Genomic DNA, 10,753 nt, shown 5'->3' with positions numbered 1-10,753 from the left:
ACATACGTTCTGTTCCCAAGTTTACCCCATTCAGGAGACAGAATATGTCGACCGTAGCCGTTACCGACGACACCTTTGACGCCGAAGTCAAGAATTCGACCGTTCCCGTGGTCGTGGATTTCTGGGCCGAATGGTGCGGCCCGTGCAAGCAAATCGGCCCTGCGCTGGAAGAGCTGGCGGCCGAGTATGGCGACAAAGTCAAAATCGCCAAGGTCGATGTGGACAGCAACCCGAACTCAGCCGCCGCCATGGGTGTACGTGGCATCCCCGCGCTGTTCATCTTCAAGGACGGTCAGGTCGTTTCCAACCGCGCGGGCGCGGCGCCCAAAGCCGCCCTGCAAAGCTGGATCGACGAATCCATCTGATCTGGTCCTAACAGATTATCTCGAAGGCGCCTCAGATCGGGGCGCCTTTTCTATTGAAGACATCGGAGACACCAATGGCAAAAACGTGCGTCCTTGTGGAATTCGGGATGGGCACATCCCTGCGCCGGATGGACTATACTCAGGCGTCACTGCGGGCGATTAAGGATGCGCTTTGGCACAACTCGGTCAACATGTCGGAACTGTTCGGGTTTCCGAAAGAGGCGATGATCATTGATGCCGAAATAGGGGTTCAGCAGCCGGATCAGGTGGACACCGAAGCGTTGAAGGCTGTCTTTCCCTATGGTCATCCGAATATCACTGTCACCAAAGGCGGGCTGGACATCGCAAAGCCCCACAGTGACGGGCACACGGTCATTGCCAACGCCGCCCTGATCGTTTCCTTCGACATGGAGCCCGCGCAATGAGCGAAAAACGCATCATTCTGGAGATGGGAACAGGTAACGATCTGTACGGCCAGGACTATACCAAGGCAGCCCGCCGCGCGGTGCAGGATGCTTTGCACCATTCATCCATCACGTTGTTTTCAAAGCTGGGGATCGACCATTCCGAAATGCGCGTCAGCGTCACGATCGGGGTGCAGGATCCTGAACAGGTGGATTGCGATCTGGTTGCCACGGATCTGCCGCGGGGCAGGGCCGAGGTTCGCGCAGTCAAAGGTGGGCTTGACGTTGTCGACGAAAAAGCGGGAACGCGGCACGTGGTTGCAACTGCGGCGATCGAGGCGTTTCTGCCTGATCTTGCCGGAAAATACGTTCAGGGCTGAACAAAGAAAAAGCCGCTCGGAAATCCGTGCGGCTGTCTCGAGTTGCTGATCTGCGGGAACATCAGAAATCGGCGATGTCTGCGCGGCTCAGGCCGATATCGTCCAACTGAGCGTCGCTGAGTTCCGACAGAAGTTTGCGGGTTTTGCGGGATTCTTTCCATTCGACAACGGTGTTGACGACATTGATGAACGCGTCCACTACGTGCAGGATGGTAGCTGCTCCGAGCGGCGCATGAATGTTAGCTGTGGTTGCCATGTGCGCGGTCCTTTGTGAAGAAACAGCCGACCCGTTGTCGGTTGTAAGCGCCATGTAGTCCTGCATGCCCGGACTCACAATTGCTGGTCCGGTAACCCCGGAATGCGTTTTTTGCATATCTTTTGGGCAATTGAAGAACGGGTTGCGCCAACCTGCGACCCAGCCCATATATACCGCCAGCGAAAACGGAGACGATCATGGCAGACAACGACTTTCCCGGTTGGCACGGCACGACGATCATTGGCGTCAAGAAGGACGGTCAGATCGTCATAGCCGGTGATGGGCAGGTCAGCCTGGGTCAAACCGTGATCAAGGGCACGGCCCGCAAGGTGCGTCGCCTGTCCCCCGGAGGGTCCGAAGTTGTCGCCGGCTTTGCCGGGTCGACGGCAGACGCCTTCACCTTGCTGGAACGGCTGGAGGCCAAGCTCGAGGCGACACCGGGCCAACTTGCCCGTGCTTCTGTGGAATTGGCCAAAGACTGGCGCACGGACAAATACCTGCAAAAGCTCGAAGCGATGCTGATCGTCACGGACGGCAAGGACATGTTCGTGATCACCGGGGCGGGTGACGTGCTGGAACCTGAACACAACGTGGCTGCCATCGGATCCGGGGGCAATTTTGCCCTGGCCGCTGCCCGCGCGATGATGGACAGTGACAAGTCGGCGGAGGAGGTCGCGCGTCAGGCAATGTCCATCGCGGCCGATATCTGTGTCTATACCAATGGCAATCTGACGGTTGAGACGATCTCAGGCTAACAGCGCCACGATCTCCTTGCCTTTCCAGCGGCGATGCATGCCGATCAGGCCAATGATCGCTGCGATGACCACGATGTAGTAGGGCACGCGGATATCGATGCTCATCAATCCGCCCCCGATCAGCGACATGATCCCGCCCGCAAGGCAGAACACGGCAGTGGTCACACCCATGACCCAGCCTTGATCCGCTTCGCTGACGCTGGAAGAGAACAGCCCAAGCATGGTGGGGTAGGCGATTCCGAACAGGAAATAGAAGAAAAAGACCGGCACATAACTGAACACGCCGCTTGGGCTGAAGGCGAACGCGAAACCGCAGATCACCATGACGATGAGTGACGTGTGGATTATCGCATGTTTGCTGAATTTCTCCTGCGCGGGTTTCACCAGGAACGTGCTGGAGAAGGCCAGCGCCACACCGATGACGACCATCGCCATGCTGCCACCGATAACTCCGTATCCGAAGGCGCTGGTCAGGAAATTGTCAACAAAGACGTAGAAGGTGACATTGGCGATCATGAAGAACGAATAGACCGGCAGGATCTTCAACACCATCGGATGACCACGCACTGCCATCAGGCTGTCTGTTATGTCACGGGGACGGAAAACAAAGGGCGCGCGATCCGTTCGGGTATCCTGGAAGAAAAACAGGACCAGAAAGATTGCAATCAGCACAAGGACAAATGCGCCGTAAAAGGGCGTTCTCAGCGTGGCGAAGCCGCCCAGCAGGGCGGCGTCAGACAAGACCGCGCCGATGATCGGCCCGCCCACAAGGCCAAAGCTGACGCCCGTCACGATATAGCCCATGTTCCGGTCCCGGTCTGTCGCGTCGGTACTGCCGTCGATCATCGCCGCTTGCGCAATGGGTTGGTTGCCCGCAGTAAATCCGGTGATCGAACGCCCGACAATCAGCAGAAGAAGGCTGTTGAGATAAAGCGCGGCAATGGTCAGGGCATACCCGGCCAGTGCACCGCCCAGGCACACCAGCAAAGCATTCTTACGCCCGATCGAATCCGATACTTTCGAAACATAGACAACGCCCAGAAACCAAGACAGGAAAAAGCACCCGATCACGAGGCCGTAATAGAAATGCCTGCGCCCCTGGGGCGTGTTTTCGGGCAGAAACCCGGATTTCGTTTCCATGATCAGCGAGTTGATGATGGGAAAGACCAGCCCCTGTCCGATCAGATCCACAAACACCACAAACAGAAGGGTAATCTTGGCAATATTTGTCATGTCTTACGCTCCTGACCCTCAAACCCTTGAAATCACTGTAGCAGAGGGTTCGCGTATTCCCCAAGCAAAGCATTTGCAAACCTGAGCCGGCATTGCTAACCAACGCGGCCATGAATACAGGCTTGGTTGTTTTCGCCCGCGCGGTGATTACCTAAGCCGCATGACACAAATGCCGACCGAAAGGACTGCCCTTTGACCGACCTGACCCCGCGCGAGATTGTCTCGGAACTGGATCGCTTCATCATCGGGCAGAAGGACGCCAAGCGCGCCGTGGCCGTCGCCCTGCGCAATCGCTGGCGTCGCAAGCAATTGCCGGACGACATCCGGGAGGAAGTCTATCCCAAGAACATCCTGATGATCGGCCCCACCGGCGTCGGCAAAACCGAAATCAGCCGCCGTCTGGCCAAACTGGCACGCGCGCCGTTTATCAAGGTCGAGGCCACCAAGTTCACCGAAGTCGGATATGTCGGTCGTGATGTGGAACAGATCGTGCGCGATCTGGCAGATGCGGCCATCCTGCAAACCCGCGAATTCATGCGCGAAGACGTCAAGGCCAAGGCCCATCAGGCCGCCGAAGATCGGGTGATCGAAGCCATTGCAGGCGCGGATGCGCGCGAAGGCACGCGCGAGATGTTCCGCAAAAAGCTGAAAGCCGGCGAACTGGACGACACGGTGATCGAGCTGGAACTGTCCGACACCTCGAACCCGATGCCGATGTTCGACATTCCGGGGCAGCCGGGCGGTCAGATGGGCATGATGAATCTGGGCGACATTTTCGGCAAGGCCTTTGGTGGACGGACCGTCAAGAAACGCATGACCGTCGCCGAAAGCTATGATGCGCTGATCGGGGAAGAGGCCGACAAGCTGCTGGATGATGAAACCGTCACCCGCACCGCGTTGGAATCCGTCGAACAGAACGGCATCGTATTTCTGGATGAGATCGACAAGGTCTGCGCCCGCTCTGACGCACGCGGCGGCGATGTCAGCCGCGAAGGCGTGCAGCGCGACCTTCTGCCCTTGATCGAGGGAACCACAGTCAGCACCAAGCACGGCCCGGTCAAAACGGATCATATCCTGTTCATCGCCTCGGGTGCGTTTCACATCGCCAAACCGTCGGATCTGTTGCCGGAATTGCAAGGGCGCCTGCCGATCCGCGTCGAACTGCGCGCCCTGACCGAAGAAGACTTCGTGCGCATCCTGACCGAAACCGACAATGCCCTGACCTTGCAATACACGGCGTTGATGGGCACCGAAGACGTGACCGTCAGCTTTACCGAGGACGGCATCGCGGCGTTGGCGAAGATTGCGGCTGACGTGAACCAGAGCATCGAAAACATCGGCGCGCGGCGGCTCTATACCGTCATGGAGCGGGTTTTCGAAGAACTGTCCTTCGCTGCACCGGACAAAGCCGGTTCAGAGATCACCGTTGATGCAAAGTTCGTCAGCGACAATCTTGGTGAATTGACCAAGTCCTCTGATCTGAGCCGTTACGTTTTGTAACACGGCCAGCCGTTTTTTGCCGTTGTTTTGGTCTTGCCATGCTGGACGTCGCGCAGGAATAGGCTAGCGTGTGCACAAGTCACCCCGAGGTCTGGCCCGTGCTGCGATACTTAGTCATTCTGTTCATATCCTTTTCGCTCAGCGCCTGTGTCGACCGGACGGTGTCCGAGGTCGTGCCCGGTGCCGTGAACATCGGAACACCTGAAACCATCTTCGCAAGCACGACCCGCGCGCGTGAGGCCGATGGATCCTATGGATTCCGACGCGGTGAAACGCTCAGGTTCCTGGAAACGACGGTTTCTATTCCACCCACGCACACTCCGGGTACGCTCCGCTTCTCCTACGCGAACCCGAATCCGCGGAAAGAATTCGTTCTGGCAGACGTGACCGAGTTGGATGGACCGCAGGGGCTGCGCAAACACCTGCGAGGACAGGATGACGTCACTATCTTTGTGCACGGCTACAATTCGACCCAGACCGAAACGATCTTCCGCGCGGCGCAGCTGACACATGACATCGGCCTCCCCGGATCAACGCTGGTGTATTCCTGGCCCAGCCGCGCGACGGGCTATGGATATGCCTATGATCTGGACAGTATGCTGTTCGCCCGCGACGGGTTGGAACAGACCATCCGCGAACTGAAAGCCATGGGTGTCAAACGCGTTATTCTGGTCGCGCATTCCATGGGCGGCGCGTTGACGATGGAGATGATGCGGCAAACCGAATTGCAGGAACCCGGCTGGGCCAAGCGAAACATCGAAGGGGTCGTTCTGATCTCGCCTGACCTTGATCTTGATCTGTTTCGCTCGCAGATGAAACGTATCGACAACCCCCCCGATCCGTTCATCGTAATGGTGTCGCAAAAGGACAAGATCCTGAACATCTCGGGCCGTTTGCGTGGCACGGATGAGGGCCAGCGGTTGGGGAACATCAGTTCGGTTGACTCGCTCGAGGAATTCCCGATCAGCGTGATCGACACGACTGCTTTCAACAGTGACGCGGCATCCTCGCATTTCGTTGCCGCGACCTCTCCGGCTTTATTGTCGATCCTCAACTCGTTGCGGCGTGTCAACAATACCTTCGGGCGGGAAGATCGACCGACCATTGATATTCTGGTGCCACCCAGCGAGCGCAATCCAGACGGGGCCACTGAAATTGTTCTGACGGAAACTGGGCAGGCACAGGTTACCACTCCGTGACGCGGTTCAAGCTGCGTCGGTATCTTCTGGACAATGCCACCTGGCTTGGCGCCGGCGTTCTTCTGACGTTTTTATCCAGCTTCGGGCAGACATTCTTCATCTCGATCTTTGCCGGTGAAATCCGCGCGGAATTCGGCCTCGGCCACGGTGCGTGGGGTGGGCTATACACATTGGGCACAACCCTGTCGGCCATCGTGATGATTTGGGCCGGAGGGCTGACGGATATCTTTCGCGTCCGGGTGCTGGGTCCGGCGGTTCTGGCTGGGTTGGCCCTGGCCGCCCTTGCCATGGCGCTGAATACCTGGCTTCTGCTGTTGCCGGTGGTGATTTTTCTGTTGCGCCTGCTGGGTCAGGGGATGAGCACACATCTGGCCGCGGTCGCCATGGCGCGGTGGTTTACGGTCACGCGGGGCAAGGCGCTTTCCATTGCATCCATCGGCTATGCCATCGGTGAGGCCCTGCTGCCCCTGATCTTTGTTGCAGCCATGGTTTACCTGGACTGGCGTTGGCTGTGGGTGGTCGCGGCAGGGATGACTGCCTTGGGAATACCCGTGTTGATGCGGCTGTTGCGCGAGGAACGAACACCGCAAAGCCTTGCCAGCGAATCCTCTGCCATTGGGATGCAGGGTCGCCACTGGAGCCGTCGCGACGCGCTGTTTGACCCCTTGTTCTGGTTCATGGTGCCCGCCGTGCTTGCGCCATCGGCATTCATCACCGCGTTTTTCTTCCATCAGGTCTATTTCGCCGAGGTCAAAGGCTGGCAGCATATCCAACTGGTCGCTCTGTTCCCGATCTTTACCGGAGTATCACTGCTGTCGATGTTTGCTGCGGGCTGGGCATTGGACAAATGGGGCACTGCACGCATCATGCCATTCTATCAGCTTCCGATGGCGGTTGGGTTTGTGGTTCTGGGCATGACTGAATCAATCAGCGGCGCGACGATTGGGTTGGTGTTTCTTGGCCTGACGGTCGGAGCGAACAGCACGTTGCCCAGCGCGTTCTGGGCAGAATTCTATGGGACCCGGCATATCGGGGCCATCAAGGCGATGGCTGCGGCTGTCATGGTACTGGGGTCAGCCATCGGCCCCGGTCTGACCGGTGTTCTGATTGACCTTGGTATCCCGCTGAGCATTCAGTTTTTCTGGATTGGCCTGTTCTTCGTGCTGGTATGCAGCCTTGTTTGGGTCGGTATTTCCCGCGCGCGTCGCGACCTTTAACGCACCCGCCTGAGATACACGTAATACGCCCCGTCTCCGCCGTGGCTTATATGAGCCGGCGTGACCTGCAACACTGCCTGGGCCAGCGGTGGGATCGACAACCAATGGGGAACCTGATTTCGCAGAACGCCGCGCGGCGTCGGAATCGGACCGGGCTCGTCCCGATCCTTGCCTTTACCGGTCACGACCAAAACCAAACGCTTACCCTGTGCCTGCGCGCTCAGGATGAATCGGATCAGCGCCGGATGGGCCGAAGCCACCCGCATACCGTGCAGATCCAGCTTGCCTTCGGGTTTCAGCTTGCCGCGCTTCATCCGGCCAAAGGCCTTGTTGTCCATCTGAACCGGTGCATTGCGCAACGCATCCGTCACCGTCGGCTTCAGGTCGTTCGGTTTCGGTTTCGACTGATGGGCCTGTCCAAGTTCGAATGCCTGAAAACGCGGTTTCGGCGTTTTCTTGGGCTTGGGTTTCGGCAAAGAGGTCGGATGGATCGTCTGCGGGATCTCGGGGTGCAGCCTCTCGGCCTGTTTGGCGACCTTGCGCCACAGCTCGATCTCTTCGCTTGTCAGTTTGCGCCGGGTCATCAGAATTCATCCGGCAGCAGGGCATAGGCACGCTGGATGGGCAGCAACAGCACCATCCGACCGGGATCCTTCAGCTTGCCTGCGGCCTGACCGGCTTCGTCCCCCGTTCCGAAAAAGATATCGGCCCGCTGCGCGCCTTTGATGGCCGCACCTGTATCCTGCGCAATCATCAGGCGGCGGATCGGTTCCTTGCCGTCCTTTTCCACCCAAACCGGTGCGCCCATCGGGGTGTAGGCGGGATCAACCGCGATGCTGCGCATGGTCGTGACAGATCGGTTCATGGCGCCCAGCGGCCCAAGCTCGGGCGCGACACGCGAAACTTCGCGGAAAAACACGTATGATGGGTTGTGGAACAGCAGTTCCGCACCGGCCTCGGGGTTCTTGCGCACCCAGGCGCGGATCATCTGCGCGCTGACTTCATGCGCGCCAAGAATGCCGCGCCGCACCAGTTCCACGCCAATTGACCTATAGGGATGCCCGTTCGCACCGCCATACCCGACGCGCAAAGCGCCGCCATCCGGCAATCGAACGCGGCCCGAACCCTGGATTTGCAGAAAAAACAACTCTACGGGGTCATCGACCCAGGCAATCTCAAGCCCGCGGCCCTGCATGACATCACTGGTCAGGATTTCTCGCCGGCTCAGCCAGGGCCCCTCAGCGCGGGCCTCGGGCGGCATTTTGTAGATGGGATACTTGAAACGATCCGTCCGGGTACGCGCACCATCAAGTTCGGGTTCGAAATACCCCGTGAACAGGGCATCCTCACCATCCTCGACCAGAACAGGGCGAAAAAAGAGCTCAAAGAACGACCGTGCCGCTTCGGCATCATAGGTTCTTGCCACACCGCACAGGGCCCGCCAATCGGGATCCTTCAGATCCCCGCAGGTGTTCAGAAAAACTGACAGGGCTGCACCGTGGTCATCCTCGGCCCAGCCACGCAGATCATCGAACGACAGAATGGATCGCGTTGCCTCGGCCCCGGCAGCGCTGGCAGTGGTCATTGCACCCACCAGTAAAAGCGACCGGAGCGTGGCAATCATGCGTCCGTGGCAACAAGCAGCCAGTTCGGATCGTCCTTGCCCATCACACGGGCAAAGGTCCAGCTGTCCTTTTGGCGTTTCACGGTGTTGGGGCTGCCTTCGACGATATCGCCACCGCGATCCCGCACGACCGATGTCAGTTCACCCACGAATTTCATGGTGATCTCGGCCTGATTGGTATCCTTGTCGAATTTCACATCCGTCAGGGTCGTCTCTCGGACACCGATGAACTCGGCCTCGATCGTCAGGCCCTGATCTTCTCGTGCGGCGACGCCCGCAACGAAGGATTCAAAAACTTCTTCCGACAGGAATGGCTGGATCTCGTCCAAGTTGCCCTTCTCAAACCCCATCACGATCATTTCATAGGCACCGCGGGCACCCTGAACAAACTCGGTGACGGAAAAACCGGGTTCAACGCGTTTCATCGCCGCCAGCGTCTGTGCCAGCTCGCTGTCTTCCGGGACATGGTCTGTGATGTCATGATCCGGGCCGCCTTCGATCACTTCGAAATCGCGGCGCGACTTATGCGCTTCGGGCTGCTGCTGCACAGGCGGTTTCTCAAAACCTTCACGCGTGCCCAACACGCTCTTGAGGCGCAGGATCAGGAAAACGGCAATTCCGGCCAGGACCAGCAACTGGATCATGGGTTCGTTCATTTCATCCTCTTTTCAGAACCGCGGCTTTGTATACGCGGCCTCATGCCACTATGTAGGTGACCGTAGGTGGCAAGTCCACAGCCCGGCCTAAGGGAAAGGATAACGCAAATGTATCTGTTCTTGGCATTTTTGTTGGTGCCCATCATCGAGATCGCGCTGTTTATTCAGGTTGGCGGGTTGATCGGCTTGTGGCCAACCCTTGCCATCGTAGTGCTGACGGCGGTTTTGGGCACTGTTTTGGTGCGGACACAAGGTCGCATGGCGTTGGGAAACCTGCAACGGTCGTTTGCCGAACTGGACGACCCGACCGAGCCGCTGGCCCATGGTGCGATGATCCTGTTGTCGGGCGCTTTGTTGCTTACACCGGGATTCTTTACTGATGCCATTGGATTTGCGTTGCTTGTTCCCGGCGTGCGGGTTGCGGTTTTCAGGTATCTCAGATCGAAAGTCATCGTTACCCAGTTTCAGATGGGCCAAGGCCCCGGTTTTCAGTCTCGGGGAAATCCGTTCGATCAGGGTGACATCATAGATGGTGACTTTACCGAGGTCCGCCCAAAAAATGATCCGTCAAAGCCGTCTAAATGGGTGGAAGGCCCCCACCGGCATTGAGGTGCCGCGCCCAACTTGATAAGCAGTGGCGAATTTCATTTTTGGAGTAGATCCATGGCCGAAGAAAAAGCTGCAGAAAACACTGCGGCCAAAGCCGCCCCGCAAGTTCAGATGCGTGTTCTGGGGCAGTTCATCCGCGACATGTCCTTTGAGAACGTGATGGCCCAGAAGGGTGTTTCCGGTGACGTACAGCCCGAAATCGCGGTTCAGGTGAATCTGGATGCCAAGAAGCGCCCGGCTGACCACCAGTTCGAAGTGTCGATCAAGCTGAACCTGACATCCAAAGCCAAAGGCCTGGAAGACGTTCTGTTCCTTTGTGAACTGGACTATTGCGGCCTGTTCCACGTGGAAGGTGTGCCGGAAGACCAGTTGCACCCGTTCCTGATGATCGAATGCCCGCGGATGCTGTTCCCGTTCCTGCGCCGCATCGTCAGCGACATCACCCGCGACGGCGGTTTCCCACCGGTGAATCTGGACAATATCGATTTCGTCGCCCTGTACCGCAACGAACTGATGCGTCGTCAGGCCGAACAGTCCCAGAAGACAGATGCCTGA

Annotated in this window: 14 protein-coding genes; 9 read left to right on the top strand and 5 right to left on the bottom strand. The window is 58.1% G+C overall.

All coding sequences use genetic code 11. The annotated features are described in order from the left end of the window. Positions 1–2 precede the first annotated feature (2 nt). The 3 genes from trxA (at position 3) to ACR0A2_RS11190 (ending at position 1,149) form a co-directional block, all read left to right on the top strand. Positions 3–365 (top strand): thioredoxin, encoded by a 363-nt coding sequence (gene trxA, locus ACR0A2_RS11200; RefSeq protein WP_367396964.1) that lies wholly within the window; start codon positions 3–5, stop codon positions 363–365. A 74-nt stretch (positions 366–439) separates the two neighbouring features. Next, on the top strand, positions 440–790 hold the full coding sequence (locus tag ACR0A2_RS11195) for a Lin0512 family protein (RefSeq protein WP_480835035.1): 351 nt from the start codon (positions 440–442) through the stop codon (positions 788–790). Then, positions 787–1,149, top strand: a complete 363-nt coding sequence (locus ACR0A2_RS11190; protein WP_480835034.1) for a Lin0512 family protein — start codon at positions 787–789, stop codon at positions 1,147–1,149. Before ACR0A2_RS11195 ends, ACR0A2_RS11190 begins: the two co-directional genes overlap by 4 nt. Positions 1,150–1,210: 61 nt before the next feature. Here the strand turns inward: ACR0A2_RS11190 and ACR0A2_RS11185 are convergent, their stop codons facing one another. Next, on the bottom strand, positions 1,211–1,573 hold the full coding sequence (locus tag ACR0A2_RS11185; RefSeq protein WP_480835033.1) for a DUF1127 domain-containing protein: 363 nt from the start codon (positions 1,571–1,573) through the stop codon (positions 1,211–1,213). A gap of 29 nt (positions 1,574–1,602) precedes the next feature. On the opposite strand from ACR0A2_RS11185, the gene hslV reads away from it, so the two are divergent. Further along, positions 1,603–2,160: an ATP-dependent protease subunit HslV gene (gene hslV, locus ACR0A2_RS11180; RefSeq protein ID WP_171230161.1), complete on the top strand. Its 558-nt coding sequence runs from the start codon at positions 1,603–1,605 to the stop codon at positions 2,158–2,160. On the opposite strand, the gene ACR0A2_RS11175 is transcribed toward hslV, so the two are convergent. Continuing rightward, a complete protein-coding gene (locus tag ACR0A2_RS11175) occupies positions 2,152–3,393 on the bottom strand; it encodes an MFS transporter (RefSeq protein ID WP_480835032.1) in 1,242 nt (413 codons plus the stop codon). The genes hslV and ACR0A2_RS11175 overlap by 9 nt on opposite strands. Positions 3,394–3,585: 192 nt before the next feature. Here ACR0A2_RS11175 and hslU point away from each other — a divergent pair, with 192 nt between their 5' ends. The 3 genes from hslU (at position 3,586) to ACR0A2_RS11160 (ending at position 7,309) form a co-directional block, all read left to right on the top strand. Beyond that, positions 3,586–4,893: an ATP-dependent protease ATPase subunit HslU gene (hslU, locus tag ACR0A2_RS11170; protein WP_480835031.1), complete on the top strand. Its 1,308-nt coding sequence runs from the start codon at positions 3,586–3,588 to the stop codon at positions 4,891–4,893. 98 nt (positions 4,894–4,991) lie between these two features. Continuing rightward, positions 4,992–6,092 carry an alpha/beta hydrolase gene (locus ACR0A2_RS11165; protein WP_480835030.1) on the top strand — a complete coding sequence of 367 codons (1,101 nt, stop codon included), beginning with the start codon at positions 4,992–4,994 and terminating at the stop codon, positions 6,090–6,092. Then, the gene (locus ACR0A2_RS11160; protein WP_480835029.1) at positions 6,089–7,309 is read left to right on the top strand and encodes an MFS transporter; all 1,221 of its coding nucleotides are present in this window, start codon (positions 6,089–6,091) and stop codon (positions 7,307–7,309) included. The genes ACR0A2_RS11165 and ACR0A2_RS11160 overlap by 4 nt, the downstream gene beginning before the upstream one ends. Here the strand turns inward: ACR0A2_RS11160 and ACR0A2_RS11155 are convergent. Genes ACR0A2_RS11155 through ACR0A2_RS11145 form a run of 3 tightly spaced genes read right to left on the bottom strand, consistent with a single transcriptional unit; the run spans position 7,306 to position 9,589 of the window. Then, a complete protein-coding gene (locus ACR0A2_RS11155; RefSeq protein ID WP_171230156.1) occupies positions 7,306–7,893 on the bottom strand; it encodes a Smr/MutS family protein in 588 nt (195 codons plus the stop codon). The genes ACR0A2_RS11160 and ACR0A2_RS11155 overlap by 4 nt on opposite strands. Continuing rightward, the gene (gene mltA, locus ACR0A2_RS11150; RefSeq protein ID WP_480835028.1) at positions 7,893–8,933 is read right to left on the bottom strand and encodes a murein transglycosylase A; all 1,041 of its coding nucleotides are present in this window, start codon (positions 8,931–8,933) and stop codon (positions 7,893–7,895) included. The genes ACR0A2_RS11155 and mltA overlap by 1 nt, the downstream gene beginning before the upstream one ends. Then, positions 8,930–9,589, bottom strand: a complete 660-nt coding sequence (locus tag ACR0A2_RS11145) for a Tim44/TimA family putative adaptor protein (RefSeq protein WP_152459622.1) — start codon at positions 9,587–9,589, stop codon at positions 8,930–8,932. The genes mltA and ACR0A2_RS11145 overlap by 4 nt, the downstream gene beginning before the upstream one ends. 108 nt (positions 9,590–9,697) lie before the next feature. Here ACR0A2_RS11145 and ACR0A2_RS11140 point away from each other — a divergent pair, with 108 nt between their 5' ends. Continuing rightward, positions 9,698–10,198, top strand: a complete 501-nt coding sequence (locus ACR0A2_RS11140) for an FxsA family protein (RefSeq protein WP_480835027.1) — start codon at positions 9,698–9,700, stop codon at positions 10,196–10,198. A 54-nt stretch (positions 10,199–10,252) separates the two neighbouring features. Next, on the top strand, positions 10,253–10,753 hold the full coding sequence (secB, locus tag ACR0A2_RS11135) for a protein-export chaperone SecB (RefSeq protein WP_152459620.1): 501 nt from the start codon (positions 10,253–10,255) through the stop codon (positions 10,751–10,753).

It is taken from the genome of Ruegeria sp. H8, from assembly GCF_056532905.1.
The sequence above is the reverse complement of the archived record's forward strand: the minus strand, read 5'-3'. Positions and strand labels throughout refer to the sequence as shown.

Excerpts from the sequence above, each read along its gene's own strand:
- hslV (WP_171230161.1), top strand. The coding sequence starts at position 1,603 with ATGGCAGACAACGACTTTCCCGGTTGGCACGGCACGACGATCATTGGC.
- mltA (WP_480835028.1), bottom strand. The coding sequence starts at position 8,933 with ATGATTGCCACGCTCCGGTCGCTTTTACTGGTGGGTGCAATGACCACT.
- ACR0A2_RS11190 (WP_480835034.1), top strand. The coding sequence starts at position 787 with ATGAGCGAAAAACGCATCATTCTGGAGATGGGAACAGGTAACGATCTG.
- secB (WP_152459620.1), top strand. The coding sequence starts at position 10,253 with ATGGCCGAAGAAAAAGCTGCAGAAAACACTGCGGCCAAAGCCGCCCCG.
- ACR0A2_RS11145 (WP_152459622.1), bottom strand. The coding sequence starts at position 9,589 with ATGAACGAACCCATGATCCAGTTGCTGGTCCTGGCCGGAATTGCCGTT.
- ACR0A2_RS11175 (WP_480835032.1), bottom strand. The coding sequence starts at position 3,393 with ATGACAAATATTGCCAAGATTACCCTTCTGTTTGTGGTGTTTGTGGAT.
- ACR0A2_RS11140 (WP_480835027.1), top strand. The coding sequence starts at position 9,698 with ATGTATCTGTTCTTGGCATTTTTGTTGGTGCCCATCATCGAGATCGCG.
- ACR0A2_RS11195 (WP_480835035.1), top strand. The coding sequence starts at position 440 with ATGGCAAAAACGTGCGTCCTTGTGGAATTCGGGATGGGCACATCCCTG.
- ACR0A2_RS11185 (WP_480835033.1), bottom strand. The coding sequence starts at position 1,573 with ATGGGCTGGGTCGCAGGTTGGCGCAACCCGTTCTTCAATTGCCCAAAA.
- ACR0A2_RS11155 (WP_171230156.1), bottom strand. The coding sequence starts at position 7,893 with ATGACCCGGCGCAAACTGACAAGCGAAGAGATCGAGCTGTGGCGCAAG.